The organism is Neolewinella persica DSM 23188 (assembly GCF_000373105.1).
In the GTDB taxonomy this organism is placed as follows: domain Bacteria; phylum Bacteroidota; class Bacteroidia; order Chitinophagales; family Saprospiraceae; genus Neolewinella; species Neolewinella persica.
The window spans coordinates 1-20,721 of sequence record NZ_KB890429.1; the positions used below are offsets into that span (position 1 = coordinate 1).

Sequence of the window (20,721 nt, forward strand, 5' to 3'; positions counted from 1 at the left end):
TACCGGTTCTATCGACATCACTGTCGGTGGCGGTACGCCGGGCTACACTTACAGCTGGTCTGGCACCGGCGTTGTTGCTGGTGACGAAGACCAGAGCGGTCTGACGGCCGGCATCTACAGCGTGACGGTAACGGACGCCAACGGTTGTATGATCGATGAGACCTTCGAAATTGAAGAGTCTACGGATCTGGAAGCTACGGTTGCTGATACGGACGTTCTCTGTAACGGCGACGACAACGGAACCCTGACGGTAGTAGTAAACGGCGGTACGCCAGATTACACTTACGCCTGGAACACAACTCCTGCACAAACTGGCGCTACGGCTACTGGTCTTGTTGCTGGCACTTACTCAGTGACGGTAACGGACGCTAACGGTTGTACCGAGACTGCCGAAGGCACGGTTAACGAGCCTGAAGTCCTGATTATCGATGAAACGATCACTGAGCTTGACTGTAACGAGTTAACCGGCGCGTCCATTGATCTCACCGTAACTGGTGGAACTACGGATTACAGCTTCGAATGGACCGGACCTGGTGTAGTACCAACTTCTGAGGATCAGACGAACCTTGGCGCTGGAACATACATGGTGGTAGTAACCGATGCAAACAATTGCATTGCTACTGAAACCTACGTGCTTGCACCTGCGTCCTCGCTTGAAGCAAGTATTGGGAATGATACAATTTGTCCTAATACAGATCAACTCGGTAGCCTTACCGTAGTGGCAACGTTGGGTAGTGGAAACTACACCTACCAATGGGATGCTGCTACCGGCGGTCAAACAGAAGCTACGGCAACTGGTTTGGCGGCAGGAACCTACACGGTTACAGTCACTGACAACGATTCAGATTGTTCCATTGAAGTAACTGGAGAAGTTATTGAAGATACCGATGCTTGTGCCAGCCTTGGCGACTACGTCTGGTTAGACACTGACGAAGACGGTGTTCAGGACGATGACGAAGAAGGTGTATTTGGCGTCACGGTTAATCTGAAAGACGCAGCTGGTAACGTTATTGCTACAACGACCACTGATGAGGAAGGATTCTATATTTTCGAAAACCTGGCTCCGGGCACTTACAGTGTTCAGTTCGTACTGCCTAATGAGTTCCTATGGACAATATTGGGTGAAGTTGCAGGTACAAACGAAGATGTAGATAGCGATGCGAATCCTGCGATGGACGGTATGACGGAACAGGTAACACTGGAAGAAGGAGAATTCTACCCAGACCTTGACGCTGGTATCGTTCCTGAAATTACCTGTGCAATCATTGCTGAGGTAACAATTGATCCTGAGTGTAATGATAATGGTACGCCAACATCCCCTGGTGATGACTTCTACACCGTTACTGTCTTAGTAACTGGTGAAGGAACATCCGGACAGTGGGTGAGCAGCCGCCTGGACGTCAATGGTAACCCCATCACTGGCACCATTGGTGAGCCATTCATTTTCCGCCTGCCTGTTGTACAGGAGGGTGGGGACTTCTCGGACATCACTATCAATTTCTCCGACTCGGAGGATGCTGAATGTGTGGCTATGGTCACGTTCACGCCAACGGAATCCTGTTCCGATCAGTGCCTGATTATCGCCAGTAACACCACATCACCATACTGTGATGATAATGGTTCACCTTCCGATCCTCGTGATGACGTTTTCTACTTCGGTATTACTACTCTTGGTAGAAATGCAGTAGGTAGTGGATGGACAGCCACTCTTGGAGACGGACGTGTCGTTGGTACCGGAGATTACGGAATCGAGAATATGGAAGTAGGACCATTCACCATGCAAGATGTAGTGGATGGAAGGGTTACAGTCACCATTAGTGACAATGACAGTGATGGCTGTATCTCCGTTGTACGTGTAAACGTAGCGGGACTGACCTTCCCTTGTTCTGATGAATGTTCTATCTCCGTTGAGTTTGACGGCCCAAGCTACTGTTCCGACAATGGCACGCCAAATGACAACAGCGATGATGTATGGTACGCGGATGTTATCGTAAGTGGACGCAACTTCGTCCGCTGGACATCTCCAGACCTGAACAGCGGTGGTGGTAGCCTGGCACCAGGCCGTTACACTTTCGGTCCTTACCCGAACCCTGAAATCGCCAGAGAGATCACGATCACGGTTGAGGCCGTTAACGTTGACAATGAGTGTACAGCTACGACAACGTTCACCTCTCCCGGTGAAAGCTGTTCCGAGGACTGTGAGATCGAAGGAGCAATTCTGGACATCTACTGTGATGACAATGGTACACCTGCGGATTCTACCGATGATGTGTTCTTCGTAGTGGCTACCGCCAGTACGGTAGGCACCAACAACGGAAACGAAGGCTGGGTACTCCGTGACGGTAACAGCCGACTTGCTCCCATCATCGGTGTAGGACCGATCTTCGGTAACACCTACACTTTCGGTCCGTTCCCATTACACAATGCGGACGGTACCCTGAGAACGACGGCCTACTTCCGGATTGAAGATGCGACCAGTTTCTACTGTCGCGTGAACTTCCCGGATACTGAGCTGCCGGGTACTTGCTCGCCGGATATTATTGAATGTGATCTGGATGTTACCATTCTCGATACGGAATGTGATAACAACGGTACCGCAACGGACGGAAGTGATGACACTTACTCCTACACTATCCTGGCCACTGGCGCAATTGGTGACTACACCGTAGTCTACTCCTCACCTGCAGGACGCGCGAACGACCGTGGTACCTTCGGCGTAACGGAAACGTTCTCTGGAGTTGACGTTGATTTCAACGTGAGCGCTGTAATCATTCCTGATGATGACAACTGCGACGAGCGGGCTTCGCTCTTCGTTCAGTCTACTGGTGAATGTGTTGACTGTCAGATCAGTGTTGTCGAACTCAGCAATGAGTGTGATGACCAGGGCACGGTTGATCCATCAGATGACACCTTCGTAGTTACCCTCCAGGTAAACCACGAGGGAGAAGGCACCGCCTACATGGTGGATGTTCCCGGCCAGTCACAGGTCATTGGTACTTACCTTGGTAACCCGACGGTTACGCTCGAATTCCCGATTGCGGGTAACGAGAACGTATTACTGACGTTCATCGACATGACCTTCCTGGGTGCCTGTGACTTCACCATCATGGTGGAAGCTCCGGAAACCTGTAGTCCATGTGAACTGATCGCAAGTGACGTGGTAGAAACACCATGTGATGATAATGGTACTCCAGAAGATGGAAGTGATGACTTCTTCACGGCAACCTTCACGGTATCTGGCGCGAACGCAGGTGCAAACGGATGGATCTCTGAGAGCAATGGAATGTCTATCTCCGGCGCCTACGGTGAACCATTCACCCTCACCCTGCCTACCGGTACTGGAAACCTTACGTTCGAAATAGTCGACGCTGATAATGCTGACTGTGGAACGACCATTGAGGTGGAAGTACCTGAAAGCTGTGTAGTGGTCCCTGAATGTGACCTCACCGCAGAAGTGACAACCGATCCGGTTTGTAACGACGAAGGTGGCTACACCTTCACGGTTACGGTGACCAACTCGGGAGATGCTTCTGATAATGGCTGGGTAGCTGATAACGGACAGTCTGGTCAGTACGGTGTGGAAACTACCATTACGGTAGCTGACGCTTGTGATGACATCCGGGTTGTATTCCGTGATGCAGACCACGCTGACGATGACACTTGTCTCGATGTAGTCGAGGCAACTGCTCCTGCAATCACCATTACTGCTCCTGATGATACCGACATGGTTGATGATGGCGGAACGATCCGTGATCTGATCTGTGACGATTACTCCGGCATCTTCGGTGACGGTGGCGCGCTGACGGGTACACCAACCATTACCGGATGTGGTATCGAGTCAACGGACATCATTGATACTTACCTCAGTGGCGGTCCGGATGCTGATCCGACCAGCTGTGAGGCTACGGTGATCCAGCGTGTATTCACGGCAACGGCTTGTAACGGGTTGATGGTGGCTGATACGCAACGGATCACGATCCGTAAGCCACAGGTTACTGATATAATCTTCCCTGCCGGACCTGTCGATTTCGACTGTGAAGGTGATGGTTTCCCAACCGATGCTAACGGCAACCCTGCTACTTCGGTAACGGGTATCCCGTCCATCGTAACGGTCTTCGGTGGCACTATTAGCTTCGACGATGTCTTCTGTGGCACGCTCAGCGTATCCTACAGCGACGAAGAAGAGCAGACCTGTAGCGGAACCATGACGATTACGCGTACCTGGACTGCCGTGGACGCTTGTTCTGACGATGTAATTACCGCTGAGCAGATCATCCGTACGGGTGACTTCAGCGCACCGGTAGTAACGTGTCCGATCAGTAACCACTACTGCCCAATCCTGGAGAATGACATTATGCTCTTCCCAATGGATCACTTCGACTGTGTGGCTAACCTGGAAGTGCCAACTCCTGAAGTAACTGATGCCTGCTCTGACAGCTGGACGATTGTTACCTACGTTGTTGACAACCGCGGTGAAGGTGATACGCTCTTCGTGATCAACGAAGGTGATCTCCGTGACATCACACTGCCTGCTGGCGACTACGTATTCCGTTACCGCGTAACGGATGATTGTGGAAATGTCGGTACGACTGACTGTATCTTCCGCGTAGCAGATACGCAGGAACCTGCGGCTATCTGTATCAGTGACATCAACGTTAGTGTTGGAGGCTACGGCATCGCCCGCGTCTACAGCCAGATGATTGACCTGGGCAGCTACGACAACTGTGGTCTTGACAGCATCCTCGTTCGTCGCCAGATTCTGGTTGATGAGGTAACTGGTGACACCCTTGACATTCCTACCTGGAGTGCATGGGGACCATACACTGAAATGAATTGTAACGATGCTGGAAGTGTTGTTGTCGTTCAGCTCCGCGTAGTTGACTTCGGTGGAAACGAAAACATCTGTACTACGAATGTTGCAGTCGTTGACAATACCCTGCCATACTGTACTGGCCTGGAAGACATCTTCCTTACTTGTACAAACGTACCAGCAGGTATTGACTTGACCGATACGGTTGATCTCCAGAGCACCTTCGGTACGCCGGTCGTAATTGACAACTGTGCTGCAGATGCCATTGAGCTTTCTCCGATCGTTGATCTTGATGAATGCTTCGGTGCCGGAACTATTACACGCCGCTGGTTAGCAATTGACCGTGTCGGTAACGTGAGCGCCCAAGAGTTTACTCAGGTAATTACGATTACTGCAGACCTCGGCTTCACCCTGGTAATTCCTAAGGATACGATCACTGATTGTCTCGATGCTGCCCAAGGCTTCGATGTCTTCGGACTCAGCTGTGCTGACATCAGCGTAACCTTTAAGGATACACTGGTAGAAACCCTGGCTTCTGATGGTGACGCATGTATGGTTATTGAGCGCCATTACACGGTTATCAATAACTGTGTATTCGATCCTGAAACGGACACCCTGATGGTGATTTCACGTGATGAGGACTGTGATGGTCTGGAAGGTGAATCTGTTTTCTACGGTATCGTCTCCGGTGACTCTACTTACGTGGATGTCGATACGACGTTCAACAATGCCATCCCTGCTGCGGGTACCCGCGGTACGGAGTGTACTGGTGAAACTAACCGTGCGGGCTACCTACGTTCCTTCGCCAATACTGGTGGATGGTCGTACACCCAGCGTATCGTGATCTTTGACGAAACGCGTCCAGTCCTCAACTTCGATGTGCCAGATACCTTCTGTGCATCTGAAGAAACCGACTGTGAAACGGTTGTTGAGATTCCGATTTCTATCTCAGGCGAGTGTACTGCTGCCGGTGCTAACTGGTTAGTCCTGATCGACCTTGGTCGTGACGGCAACCCGAATATGCGCCTGCCGGCTGAACTGGCGGTACAGGGTACTTTCCCGAACTACTTCATCAAGGCTGCTCTGCCAATTGGTCAGCATAACCTGATGATCCGCTACACTGATGGATGTAACAACTCCGAAGCAATAGCTATTCCGTTCGAGATCGTTGACTGTACTATTCCTGACCCGATTTGCTACAGCGGCCTGATTGCCAACCTTGACAATCTGGAGACTCCGGTTGTCGGAACGGACGGTGAACTGATCGAATCCGGAGTAGTGGTAGAGGCAGGCCGCCTGGCCAGCTGTAACGTTGAAGACTGTAGCGGACCGCTGCGCTTCTCCGTGAACCGCATCGGTGACGTACCTCACGTTGACAGTACTTCTGTTCTGCTGACTTGTGATGATCGTTACACCGTAGACCTGGAGGTTTACATGTGGGACAACGCTTTCAATCCGTTTGCTGTCCAACCTGATGGAACGGTTGGCGGACCGAACTGGAAGGTTTGTACGGTAGAAGTACTTGTACAGGATCCTGACCTTGTTTGTAACGACTGTAACGCTGATGGCTCGCTTACCCTTGGTGGTGGTATTACCACTTCACGTGGAATCACACTTCCTGGCGTTGAGCTCGAACTCGCAGGAACTACCAGCAGCATGGTGCTGAGTGGTGATGACGGTAAGTATGCCTTCCCTGGCGTAAATGTCGGCACTTACACGATCACACCTTACAAAGAGGATGATGCCGCCAACGGTATCTCCACACTGGACGAGTTGATCCTGCAGCGCCACTTACTGGGCATTGAGCTGATTACCGATCCGATGATCTTCATGGCTGCTGACCTTAACAACAGCGGTGACCTGACGATTATTGATCGCCTGCTGATGCGTAATCTCATCCTTGGAAATACGGAAGTACTTCCTGATGGAGAAACCTGGCGCTTCGTGCCGGTCAGCTACTTCGACGGCTCAAATACCATCGAACTTGACCGAATGATGGAAGCTCCGCGATCCATCAAGCTCTCCGATATCGAATCCTGCCTCTCTGGCAATGATTTCTACGCCGTTAAGAAAGGTGACCTCAATAACTCCGTATTCATTAGTGCTTCCAACGGCACCATCCTGAATGGTACCCGTGGCCGGAGCTCTAACGATACGCACCCACTGGAAATCGAAGAGCGCCACCTCAAAGGTGGTGATCTCTTCGACCTCCCGGTAAGGGTACGAGATATTCAACAACTTGCTGGTATGCAATTCACCCTTGACTTCGCTACTGATGCTGTTGAAATTCAGGGAGTAGTTCCTGGTTTGTTGGATCAATCTCAACTTGGAGTAACCCAGGTTTCCAGAGGCTATGTTTCTGCAACCTGGACCCAAAAAGAGGAAGTTCGCTCCGGTGAAGCAGTACTCTTTACGGTGCGCCTGCGTAGCCTGCGTCCGGTATCGATCAGTGACGCTATTTCCTTCATTGATAACCCGACCTACTCTGAAGCCTATCAGATTGGTACTGAAGAGCTAGTAGACCTCGCACTGAACATTACGGAGGTAAACACAGGAACTCCGGTCTTGATTTCAGATCCCGGTATAGGACTCGAACCCGCCATCGTACTTTCTCAAAACTACCCCAATCCGTTTAAGGAGGAAACAACAATCTCCTTCACTTTACCGGAGGCAGGTGAAGCAACCCTCAATGTATACGACCTGAACGGACGTGTCGTTAAGGAGTTCTCCGGAGAGTACGCTGCAGGTGAGCATGCTGTGAAGCTTCAGGGAAAGAACTTCCCCGCTGAGACGCTGATTTACACACTAACATTCAACGGTCAACGCCTGACCAGAACAATGCTCCGTGTGCGCCGATAAGACATCTATCTGCTGATAGATGTCGTAAATAAGGGAGAATGGTAGTACTACCATTCTCCCTTTAAATTTTCTACGAAAATTGATTAACTTTGCATTATGATTTAGGTACACAATTCACTAAATTGTGTCAGCTCCTTCAGAGAGCATATTCGGATATTATTGAGCGGCCTGATCTCCCTTCTATTTGAAGGCCATAGAGAGCTTATCTACACACAAATATTGGATTAATCTAGCTCAATGCACCTTGCTGGTACATTGGCTATAGTTGGTTTTATTTTCTGCTTTGCGTTATTACTAACACTTGAACAACAACAACATGTATTTTCATCTTCCCCATCCGGGAAAGCTTGCGTATAGCAGGCTTCCTTTTCTGTTATTGCTTTTGCTATTTTCTTTTTTCGCAAAAGCTGAAGGAACGGCTAATCTCAGAACTTCTGATGGAGATCCGGTGATGCTCTTTGTGGGTAATCCAGACTTTGGCAATTTTGCTACTTATTCCAGCGCGGAGAATAGCCGTTTGAACTTCAGCATTGCAGCAGCAGGTGAAGTTGTCTATTTTGGAATGGCTCGTGCCTTCAGGAGCTCCGGAGTTCCTGAATCATTCGGACAATATAATTTTCGGATTAAGAGCGCCGCTGATGGAAGTGTTGTTTTTGGTCCAATCCGGATTAATGCTGACCGGGAGAACCTGACCAGTTTCGAGCAGGCTCAACTGGGACCAGAGGCACTTGTTGCCGGTGGTTATCCTACAGATCAGAATACTACATTTGAAGCTCCTGCAGCAGGAGAATACTATATTGAGTTTGATCAGGTTGGCAGCCGTCCACGGTATATTGGTATGTGGGACATTACGATTGCCAGCCAGGGTGTAGAGCAGGTTGGCCGGGTATACTCACGGAACTGGGCCTTTAGGGTACCAGAACTTGAACCGCAATTACCTGAATGTGCTTTCGGTGCAGAGTTAAGTACAAAATTTTTCTCTTATACGTCGGACGGGTTTGTTACGGAAATCGACTTTACCGATTCAGGCTTTCAGCCATTGTCCTTTAATCTCGCCTTTAACCGGTCGGGGCCCGGTGAAACCGGTAATCTTTTGCTCGACCGCCAGTCGATCGCTGAAGAAAATGCCACCAATAACGTAGCGGAGCATCTTATCTTTCTTGAAGAACCAGATGCGAACCTTTTCCCGGACGGCGCTTGTGGCAGCGTTGAAGTCTCCGGTGCCCTGACTTGCCAGGAAGACGATACGTTCTGTATACCAATTACAGCAACATTGACGGGACAGGTTCAAATCTTGCTTGATTTCAATAGTAATGGTGTTTATGATGCAACAACTGATCGGCTTTTAGCTTACAGATTTACTGACATTAACAGCCTTGAAGCTTGTGTCCCCTGGGATGGGGTACTTGCTGATGGAACGCGGCCCGCAGATGGCGCGACTGTGGACATTATTGTGGACTATACCCAAGGTGTTCAGCATTGGGCTTTGTACGACGGCGAATTGATGCGGAACGGGTTCTGTGTCACCCCCGTTCGGCCTATCTGTGGCGAAGCCGGTACCACACCCTTGTACTATGATGACATCAATATTCCGGACGATCCGGGGAATGGCGCGCCCAAACGGGTGCTTACCGGTTGTGAATGTCGTACGGGAAACTGTCGTACCTGGACGAACTTCGATGCTTATGCTTCGGAAGACTGTAGCGTAAACAACGATAACACTACGGGTTACGGTGACCGGAATACCTTGAACACCTGGTGGTTTGCTTCCAGCCGTACGGTTACTTCATTTGATGTGCCGATTGATGCTGTAAGCGTTGATGGCCCTCTTATGCATTGTCCTGAAGAGGACGTAGCGCTGATGCTCAACTATGCAGCCGCGAACGAGATTGAAACAGTCCGGTGGACCGGCCCTCAAGGTCCGATTCCTGCGTTTGACAATGAGCAAAATGTAACGGTAGGCCAAAGCGGTATTTATACCGTAATCGTTACCGATGAGTTCGGTTGTGAAAGCACGGGGAAGTATATGTTGATGGATGTGGAATGCGACCTGAACCTGGTGTTACTAGGTGTCGCATGTGACGATAATGGAACGGATACCGACGCAAGAGATGATGTATTCACTGCAAGGGTCCGGGTGGAGGGGGCCAACAGCGCCAACTTTGTTTCTGGTGGCGTAACCTATGATTATGGTGTCGAAATTGAAATAGGTCCGTTCCCCATTGCTGGTGGAAATGTTGTTTTTTCTGCTACGGACGCCATTTATGACTGCTGCACAGAATCGATCAACATCAACGCTCCAATGGCCTGTAGCGATGGTTGTGCCATCACTACTGGTGATATCGTAAATACGACCTGTATCGATCCGGGAACTCCAACCGACCCTACTGATGATGAATTTACGTTTAGTCTGATCATCGACGGTATTAACCTGGGCGATGGCTGGACTGATGGTGAGGGCATGACCGGTAACTACGGCGAAATGGTAACCTTCGGCCCATACCTGATCGCTGATGGTGCCCAAAGCTTTGAATTTACCGATGTCGATAATCCGGATTGTGTACTGTCGGCCACCGTTCAGCCTCCGATGCCTTGTTCCGATGAGTGTATTTTGGAACCGGAAATCACTAACGCCATTTGTGACGATAATGGGACGCCGTTTGACTTAACCGATGATGTTTATTTCTTTGACCTCATGGTCGCAGGAACAAATACAGCATCCCCTGCCTACAGCCTCAACGGGATTGGCGCATCTTTCTACAACCAAACGATCACTTTTGGCCCATTCAGGAGCCTTGATGCTGACTACACCTTTGTTGTCACAGATCTTGGCGGAGGAGAAGCCTGTACGATTACGTTTACACTTCCGGAAGCTCCGGCAGGGTGTGAACCAGCATGTAGTCTGAATATCGAAGACGCCAGAGTAGTTTGCAACGACTTTGGAACCGAGGACGAAGAAGACGACGAATACGCGATAGAGATTCTGGTAACAACTGAGAACCCGCTTTCGAGTGGATGGGAATTGCCTAATGGCACCCAGGGTGCTTTTGATGAATACGTAAATGTTGGAAGAATCTCTCCCGGAGCTGGAGAACTGAGCGTAATGATTTTTGAGCAGGGGAACCGTGAATGTACTGCCGCAGTAAATGTGACTGCTCCGTCGATTGAGGTGATTTGCCCTGACGATGTAACGGAAATCGACCATAAGGTCGGCCTGCAAAGGTTCGGTGGTGAGCTTACCACCAATAGTGAATTTGAGCCCGCGAACCAGGAAATCTGCTGGCAGCAGGATGAAGTGCTAGACGGACAGCGTCGTTACTTCGGCCGCTACGCCATCAGCCGTATGGAAGAAGGGGCCACGGGCCTACGACTGTTCAGCTTCTACCTATATGCTCCTGCAGAGGTAGAGCTATTGGGAGCCGTGTTCAGCCAACAGTTGGAAGAAACGCTGGATTGCTGCCACCTGACCAATGATGGGCCGGTATCAGCAGCTCCCACCAACGCTCGCTCTCTCCCCATTATCCCCGACAGCCTGCGGCCGGATGGTATGGTGCTGCAACAGCGGTTCTCCGTAGCGCTTCGGCCCGATCAAATCTACACCCTGATCGTCAGCAGCCCGAACGCCGGGGTGGTAAGTGATTACGAATGGCTCGTAGTTTCAGCAGAACAGGAAGAACTGTTTGTTCAGATGGCTGATGGGCCAGACCCGGTCAGCACTTTCAGTAGCGGATCGGTAGTCTTTGACCTGCTGAACTTTGAATTGACGGGCTTCCTCAATGACCCGGCTTCCATCGCTACGCTGGGCGGCCCGGAAGTAGAAGACCTTTGTGGTGTTGCGAACATTGCCTTCACCGATGAGGAGCTTGACACCTGCGACCGCGCCCAAATTGTGCGCTCCTTCGGCCTTGACCTGGGAGATACCACCCTGATGGAGGTGTGTGAGCAAAATATCAACTTCCGTGCCCTGGGTATTATGGACATCACCTGGCCCGAATCCCAAATCCGCTTCGGCTGTTCGGATACTTTCCCAACCGACCTGAACAACCACCCCGCGCCAAGCTATACTGGCTATCCCTACGTTTACCGTGGCGGTGTACCAGTTGCGCTCAGCACGCCGACACTCGATAACCTGATAATCGACTACGCAGATGTTGAGGCGCTCCGGCCAGACGGAGGAACAAATATTCACCGGACCTGGACGGTACAGGACCCGTGCCGTTTCACTTTCAGAACCTATACCCAACTGATCAAACTGGAAAATAATGGACTGCCGTTCTTTACGTGCCCGGTGACCAACCACTATTGCCCGATCGTAGAAGAAGACATTATGCTATGGGCAACTGGTTTCGAAGATTGTCTTGCAGACATCGAAGTCCCTCAACCAGAACTGGCCAATATCTGTGACTCTGCCAACTGGGTCTTCACTACTGAAGTACTCCGCCTGGAGCTTAATGGAGATACGACCCTTTACCGTTCGCTCGAACTTGGCGATAGCCGCCTGGTGGAAGATGTTCCTCCCGGGGATTATTTCCTCCACTTTATTGGCTCTCACCCGCAGGAAGTTATCGAGGATCGTTATTGCCGGATTCGGGTGGCTGATCTTTCCGAGCCGGTTACCGTCTGTAAAACAACGGTTAACCTTTCTCTGCCTGGTAGCGGGCAGATTACTGTCCCGGTCAGTATCGTCAATCAGGGGAGCTACGACAATTGTGGCATAGATACCCTCCAGATTCGTCGCTGGCGCGCTGACAGCACCGGCTGGTCTGACTGGAATGACGTCGCACTGATGTTTGACTGTGAAGACGTTGGCACCATAATCGAAGTTCAGGTAGAAGCCATTGACGCGGCGGGCAACCGGAATTTTTGTACCTCCTACATTACGATCAAAGACAATACGGAGCCGTACTGTACTGGCCTCGAGTCCGTTTACCTGAGCTGTGACGACCTTCCTGGTTATTTCAACGCCTATGATACCACCCAGCTCCGCATGATGTGGGGCATGCCCGAGGTGATTGATAACTGTTCGGCAAGAGCGGTTGAATTTCCTCCGATCGTGACGGGAGACAACTGTTCCCCCGAGCGGATTCGGCGTCGTTTCCAGGCCGTAGACCAGCATGGTAACCTGAGCACCGGTCTATTCGTTCAGGACATCCACGTTACCCCATCGCTCAACTACGCCGTTCGGTTCCCGATGGATACGGAAACGGACTGTACCGACTTTGTCGATACGCTGCTTATTACTGGTGCTGGCTGTGACAGCATTACTATGGCGTTTGTTGACATCTTCTTGCCAACGGAAGGAGAAGAATGCCGCTACGTACAGCGCAATTTTGTCGTCACCAACTGGTGTGAATGGGATGGTGTTTCGCCGTCCATCCGAGTAAACCGGAACGAAAACTGCAGCGATACGCCGGGAGACGCCGACGTATGGCTGGTCCGTACCGATGATGGCATCTTCATTGATACTGATAGCCTGCCAGGCAATAATCTGCCAGCTGCAGGAGCATTGTGCAATGGCCAAAACCCAGAGGGGTACGTTCGGGAAGTAACCGACCAAACCGGCGGTCGATACGTTTACAGTCAGCGCTTTAAAGTGTTTGATACCACTGCTCCCGAACTTGCGCTGACGATGATCGATATGATCTGTGTTGACACCAGTTTGTGTCGTGCGGAAGTGCCCGTAGGTATTCAGATCATCGACGCTTGCCAGGTAGACCCCGGTCAGCTGGTGGTAGGAATTGACATTAATAACAATGGTACGGTGGAGTCGACGAGTGAAACCACCGGCGAACTGACCGGAGTGTTTCCGAACTATGTCTTCACGACCTCTTTACCAATCGGTGACCACCGCTACGTATTTACCGTAACGGACGACTGCGGCAACACCTCCGTCACCGAGCGTGAGTTCCGGGTCAATGACTGCTACGTACCCGCATTGGTTTGTCGGGGAGACCGGATATATAACCTCCAGCCTCTCCTCGAAGAAGGCGACATTGATGACGATGGAATCATTGAAGAAGCGGCGGTTTTAGTAGAAGCTGTAGACCTGGCACAGTGCAACTTCCTTGACTGTAGCGGAGACCTTACTTTCTCCGTGAACAGGGTAGGGGAACCAGCCGACATAAACATGCAGAGTATTTTCCTTGATTGTGGAGATCGTTACGAAGTGTACCTGGAGGTATACGTTTGGGATGAGACCTTCAATCCATTTGTGGTACAGCCTGATGGCAGCATCGGTGGCCGAAACTGGCGCTCCTGCGTCGTAAAGGTCCGGGTGCAGGATCCTGGCCTTGCCTGTAATTCTTGTCAGGTGGAGGAAAGCATTACGGTCAACGGACACGTGAACAGCCTCAGTGGTACACCACTTGATGACGTCACCATTTTAGCGAATGATGGGGAAACCCTGACCAATAACTTTGGCGCTTACCAGATTGGTGGCACCGTGGGGGAAAGCTACGTGTTGAGTGCTTCAAAAGACGTTGATCCGAGAATCGGCCTTTCTGCCATTGACCTGGTCATTATGCAGCGTCACTTATTAGGCATCGAGACTTTTAGTAACCCATTTATGCGCGTGGCGGCCGACATTAACCGGGACGGGTTTGTGGACCTGACAGACTTCATACAATTGCGTGCACTGATTTTGGCTCGCCGGGAAATGTACCCTGTCGGTTCTATGTGGCGATTTGTTGCTGATAACTGGGACGGAATCGGTGACCCGCAAGAAACAATCTTACTGAGTGAGCTGGCGTCCTGTTCCTTTGATCATGACTTCATTGGACTTCGTTTGGGTGACCTGAATGATTCATACGGCGCGGACGCAGGTGCAGCGAACGGTGGAAGAAGCAATGTAAAGCACACCGGACGCCCAGTATCCCTGGAGTTGAATCACCAGTCCTTCCGGGCCGGAGAACTAGTGACGGTGGCGGTTAATCTTCCCGATGTCGCTGATTACATAGGTGGCCAACTCGCCCTTAGCTGGAATACAACAACCCTGGAACACCTCGACCAATCCAGCGTAGAGCTTGACGACAACGGCAACATCCGCGTTGGTGAAGACCACCTTTGGTTAGTCTGGGGTACTGCACTTGAAGAGGATCGGGTCATGACCTTGCGCTTCCGCGCGCTGAAGGATGGTCTGCTCGCTGGTAACCTCTTCCTTGCTGCGGACCTGGCGCTCAACGAAGAAGTTTATGACCAGGAGCTGGGGGTGCACCCTCTGCTCCTTACCTGGACGGAAGAAACCATCACTGATAACCCCGGCACTGGTTCTGATCTGCAGGTATTGGAACCCGGGGCAACCAGTAAGCTGTTGGGCGTACTGCCCAACCCCGCCAGAAACTTTACCCGGTTGGGTATTTTGCTCAATAAGGCCCAGAGTGTTGACGTGACCATCACGGACCTCAACGGCCGTGTGCTGAAGCAGGGACCCTCCCGGGCAGAAGCCGGCGAACAGTGGATACGTGTGGATGTAGCAGGATGGCCGACGGGCGTTTACCTCTTCAACATAACCACTTCGGATGGGCACTTTAGTGGTCGTATCGTAAAGCAATAATGACTGGCTAACGGCTGGCGGTTCAATAAGCCGCTCCGGGATCCGGCCCCAAATATGTTCAAGTGTGTATGGGAGCCACCGATAGTATATCGGTGGCTTCTTTTATGCCCGTAAAGGCCTGGCGTGTTTAGCCTGATTGCTATTCTCCCCTACGTTTTTTAGCCTTGTAATGCTTATAACTGCTTGTCGATCTGAAACGCTGCAGAAATCAGGCTAAGGTGAGAGAATGCCTGGGGGAAATTCCCCAATTGCTCACCGTGTATCCCGATCTCTTCGCTGAACAGGCCGAGGTGATTACCGTAACCAAGGAGTTTTTGCATTACGAGGGTAGCTTCCTCCACCCGGCCGATCCTGGCCAGGCATTCAGCGTACCAAAAAGAACAAATGGTAAAGGAGGCTTCTTCGCCTTCCAGTCCATCGGTGGCACCATGCTCCTGTTTGTACCGAAAGATGAGCACATCGGCGGATAATTTTTCCTCAATGGCCGCAAAAGTCTTCAGCCAACGGGGCTCCTTGCTGGAGACGAAGCGCAACAGCGGCATCAGTAGCGCGCTGGCATCTACGGTGTCGCTGCCGAGAAACTGTGGGTAAAAGCCCTTCTCTTCGTTCCAGAAGTCGTCGTAGATTTCCTGATAAATTTCGTCTCTTATTGTTCGCCATTTTGACCTCGGGTGAGGCAGGGAACGGGCTTCGCCGATCTTCATGGCCCGGTCGATGGCCACCCAGCAGCAAACGGCGGAGTGAAGGAATCGCTGCTTTCCGCTACGCACCTCCCAGATGCCATGATCCTTGTCCCGCCAATGCGCAATGACGTATTCGACTAATCCCCGGATTGCTTTCCAGAATTCATTGGTTATGCTACCGCCTGCATTATTATAGAGATAAATGGTGTCGATCAGCTCCCCGTATATGTCCATCTGTTGCTGGTCGTAGGCACCGTTCCCGATGCGGACTGGCTGGCTACCCATATACCCTTCCAGGTGATCCAGCGAAATCTCCTCCAGGTCCTTACGTCCGTCAATGCCGTACATGAGTTGGAGGTTGTCCATGCATTGCTGCTCTATCCAACCGACAAAAGCTTCGGCTTCCTCCCGGTAACCGAGGCGAAGAAAGGCATACATTGTAAAGGCCGAGTCCCGGATCCAGGTAAAACGGTAGTCCCAGTTACGTTCCCCGCCGATGGTTTCCGGGAGGCCGAAGGTAGCGGCAGCTACGGTGCTGCCGAAGTGGGAGGAAGTGAGGAGCTTCAGGGTTAATGCACTGCGCATAACGGATTCCCGCCAACGACCACGATAAGTAGATTTAGCTACCCAGGCTGACCAAAAATCGCGGGTTTTGTGGAAATGGCGAATCCAGTCGAGTCTGAAAGGTTTGCCGATATCGAGGGTAAGGATGAAATCAATGTCTTCTCCTGCGGCCAGGTTCAGGTTTCCGGTAAGCCCCTGATCGGTAATGCTGAGTTTAGCTTTAGTGATCAGCCGCATTGCCGGTTGCTTGCCGGAAGGATCACTAAGGATGTAGCCGTTACCGTCCGGAGCTTCTGTGGCAACACATCCCCCCCGTGCATAATCAAAGGATGGGGTAATGTTAACAACGATTCGGTGATTGCCGTAAACACCCTTTAGCCGGCGGAAAATGGCAAAGTCATCCTCCTTTTTCGCAATCGGCATAAAATCGGTGATTTCAGCAATGCCGTCTTTACTCAGGAATCGGGTAACCAAAATATTGGTCCCCGGGAGGTAGAGTTGCTTGAAATTAGTGTTATCGTCCTGACAGATGAAGGAAAAGCATCCGCCCTTCCCTGCATCGAGCAGTTGGGTAAAAACGGAAGGGGAGTCAAACCGCGGCAGGCAAAGAAAATCTATGCTGCCTTTGATGCTGATCAGAGCGGTAGTGTGCAGGTTGCCGATGATGCCGTAATCGGCGATGGGGAGGTAGGAAGGGCTGATAAGCAATATATATAAAGCGATAAGGGAAAGCGATTGGCCGGCCCGCTTACTCAAAGTGGACAAGCCCGGAATCGGAGGTGTAACGCGCTTATGGGGAGTATGTTTTTGGATTGGTGTTACTACGGGTACTCTTGCCGTCCGACAAATCCTTTTGGCTTGGCGGAGCCGGACAAAAGTTTGTCTGATTGCTACAGATCAAACACAATCTCTTATCCATTACTTGCTCCTCGTCCCATTTCACTGCACCTGCGCCCGCGCCTGCAAAGTCTTAACTTTTATTAGGAAATTCATTAATCTTATAACTTTTCTTTAATAGTTGTCGCTTGAGGGGGAAGCGCAATTATAGTGTTATGTAATCGAAAGGCCCCTGGCCTTGTTTGAGATTTAAGTGCAAAATGAACATAATGAAAACCAACTATCATCCCTGGTTGATGCTCCTGGCATTGATCCTGCCCGTCTTGCTGACGGCACAAACCGGTGGCTTTGGCCGGAATAAGCCGCACTATGAAAACTTTGATTTCAAGGTGCACGAAACAAAGCACTTCGAACTGTATACCTACCTCAATAATGAGGAGTGGCTACGCGACTTTCTGAACGACAGCGAAGAGTGGTACAAGGTGCATCAACTGGTGCTGCAGGACACGATTGCCTTCAGGAACCCAATGGTAATCTACGCCAACCACGCCGACTTTCAGCAAACCAACGCCATCAGCGGTGCCATCGGCACCGGTACCGGCGGTGTGACCGAGGCCTTTAAGAACAGGGTAATATTGCCCGTTGCCCACACCAACCAACAGACCCACCACGTGCTGGGCCACGAGCTGGTGCATGCATTTCAGTACGATATGGTGATCCGGGGCGACGGAACAAAACTCCAGGACCTGCAGAACATCCCACTATGGATGGTAGAAGGCCTGGCGGAGTACCTGAGTATCGGTTCCGTGGACCCCTTCACTGCCATGTGGATGCGGGACGCCGTGCTTAACGACGACGTGCCCAGTATTAAGGACCTTAGCTCCGGAAAATATTTTCCTTACCGTTACGGACAAGCCTTCTGGGCCTTCGTCACCGGACTAAAGGGGGATGACATCATTAATCCTTACTTCCGGGGAACCGCTCAGTGGGGATTGGAAAAGAGCACTAAAATGGTGCTGGGCTATGAGCTTAAAGACCTGAGCAAACTTTGGCAGGAATCACTACAGAAAACCTACGGCCCACAGGTCGCTGGCGCAAAGGAGGATCGTAACGTTGGTAAGGAACTCGTTTCCCCAAATTCCGGTGGTGGTCGCATCAACATTGCCCCGGAGATCAGCCCTAACGGTAAGTACCTCATCTTCTTGTCTGAGCGTGACCTGTTTAACATCGACCTGTTTTTGGCGGACGCACGGACCGGAGAAGTCATCCGCAAGATCAGGACCAATACCACCCGCGGTCACGTGGATGACCTGAGTTACATCGAGAACAGCGGAACCTGGTCGCCAGATAGCAAGCAGTTTGCCTACACCATCGTCGCAAAAGGACGGAATGCCCTGGTGATTGCCGACGTGGATAAAGGAAAGGCGGTACGCACCATCTTCCCGGAAGGTGTTGACGCCTTCACGCTTCCGAGCTGGAGTACCGACGGTAAGTCAATTGTGGTATCGGGGCTGGTAAACGGACAAACGGACCTTTACCAGGTGGACGTCCGCTCTGAGCGGGTGACACAACTGACCGACGACGCATACAGCGAAACGCATCCTCACTGGGGGATTGACGGACAGACGATTTATTACAGTACCGATCGGGTTGCCATACAGACGAAGAGCCGCCCGCACGGTGCCCTGCGATTTAACCTGGCTACGCTCAATGTGGTCACTGGCGAGACGAAGGACCTGCCGTTATTCCCTGGTGCTGACAATTTTAACCCCGTGCAGGCTGAAGACGGCACGCTTTACTTCCTTAGTAACCGGGACGGTTTCCGTAACATCTACCGCTTCAACCCCGCCAATGAACAATTGGAGCAAGTAACGGACCTCATTACGGGCGTTTCAGGCATTACGCACTTCGCTCCGGCGATGAGTATTGACCGTAGGAACAACCGACTGGTCTACACCTACTTCAACCAGAAGGGCTACCGGATTTATGGTGCTCTGGCCGACCGGCTCGAAGGAAAGATCGTCAGTGCGGACAGCGTAGACCTTACGCCAGCTACTTTACCGCGCCTAAACCCTCGTGCTAACCTGATTGTAGACCGGTTGCTGGCAAATATGGACAAGGATGAGGTGCTTGCCCCGGAAGACATCAGTGAGCGGCCCTATAAGCCTAAGTTTAAGCTGGACCATATCTCCGGCGGTACCGGCGTAGGGGTGAACAATAATCCGGTCTTCGGGACCAACGCCGGCCTGGCCGGCGGCGTGCAGGCATTGTTTAGCGACATACTGGGCAACAACCAACTGTTTGGCGGCCTGTCCCTGAATGGGGAACTGAGTGACTTTGGCGGCTCGGCCGCCTGGCTTAACCGCAAACACCGGGTGAACTACGGCTTTACCGTAGGGCGTACCCCCTTTCGTAGCTTTGGCCAGCTGGCTCCCCGCCTAGAAACACTTGACCTGGGTAACGACGTAACCGTGGATGTGGGCAATGCGCCCTACCTCATTCGCCGATTATATGAAAACCAGGTAGGTGGCTTCGCCTCTATTCCGTTTAGTACCAAGCTGCGCCTGGAAGGGTCCGTCAGCGCCAGCCTCTACTCCAACCGGGTAGATCAGTACAACCGGTACTTTGACCCGGTTACCGGCCGCAACGTTAACCTGATCAATAACCGGCCCGAACGCCGTGAGGATCTGGAGACGGAGTCGTTCTTGCTGGGTAAAGCCGGAGTGGCTTTGGTTGGGGACGATTCCAAATTTGGCCTGACGGCACCGATCAGCGGTTACCGGTACCGGCTGGGGGTAGACCAGTACGCGGGTGAATTTGAATTTACCAACGTGACGGCAGACTTCAGAAAGTACATCTGGTTCGGCAAAGGCGCCCTGGCGCTGCGCGCCATGCACCAGGGACGGTACGGCGGGAACGGTAACGATCTCTTTCCTCTCTACCTCGGTAGCCCGTGGTACCTGCGTGGCCTGACGGGCAATGATGTAGTACCAACGCTGGCCGCCGGTGGGCGGGACGTGAATGAGCTGGTGGGTAGTAAGCTGCTCGTTGCCAATGCCGAAATCCGGATTCCCTTTACCGGACCCGAACAGCTGGCACTGATTAAGTCGAAGTTCCTCTTTTCCGACCTCAACTTCTTCGTCGACGGTGGTCTGGCCTTTACGAACATCGACCAGTTTGGCGGCCCCACCTTTACCCTGGATCAGAACGGCGAACCGTTGATCAACCCGACGACCGGCGAACCATACATCGCCAGCCCCGGCGTTAAACCAATCTTTACCGCTGGCGTTTCGGCCAGGGTGAACGTGTTCGGCCAGCTGGTGGTGGAGCCCTTCCTGGCAAAGCCCCTGATTAAGAACGCGGGCTGGAGCTTTGGGGTGAATTTATTACCGGGGTGGTAGGTTAGTCTATTGGAC

At 51.7% G+C, this 20,721-nt stretch carries 4 protein-coding genes; 3 read left to right on the plus strand and 1 reads right to left on the minus strand.

Features of this window, described 5'->3' with window-relative positions:
* Together B036_RS29060 and B036_RS0111670 are read left to right on the plus strand one after the other, a co-directional pair.
* On the plus strand, positions 1 to 7,669 hold a 7,669-nt coding region (locus B036_RS29060), incomplete at its 5' end, for an SdrD B-like domain-containing protein (RefSeq protein WP_044102529.1).
* 316 nt (positions 7,670 to 7,985) lie between these two features.
* On the plus strand, positions 7,986 to 15,221 hold the full coding sequence (locus B036_RS0111670) for a T9SS type A sorting domain-containing protein (protein WP_026231902.1): 7,236 nt from the start codon (positions 7,986 to 7,988) through the stop codon (positions 15,219 to 15,221).
* A gap of 173 nt (positions 15,222 to 15,394) precedes the next feature.
* On the opposite strand, the gene B036_RS0111675 is transcribed toward B036_RS0111670, so the two are convergent.
* The gene (locus B036_RS0111675; RefSeq protein ID WP_020568904.1) at positions 15,395 to 17,176 is read right to left on the minus strand and encodes a glycoside hydrolase family 15 protein; all 1,782 of its coding nucleotides are present in this window, start codon (positions 17,174 to 17,176) and stop codon (positions 15,395 to 15,397) included.
* A 398-nt stretch (positions 17,177 to 17,574) separates the two neighbouring features.
* Here B036_RS0111675 and B036_RS0111680 point away from each other — a divergent pair, with 398 nt between their 5' ends.
* Complete coding sequence (locus B036_RS0111680) at positions 17,575 to 20,706, plus strand: PD40 domain-containing protein (protein ID WP_020568905.1); 3,132 nt, start codon at positions 17,575 to 17,577, stop codon at positions 20,704 to 20,706.
* Positions 20,707 to 20,721 lie beyond the last annotated feature (15 nt).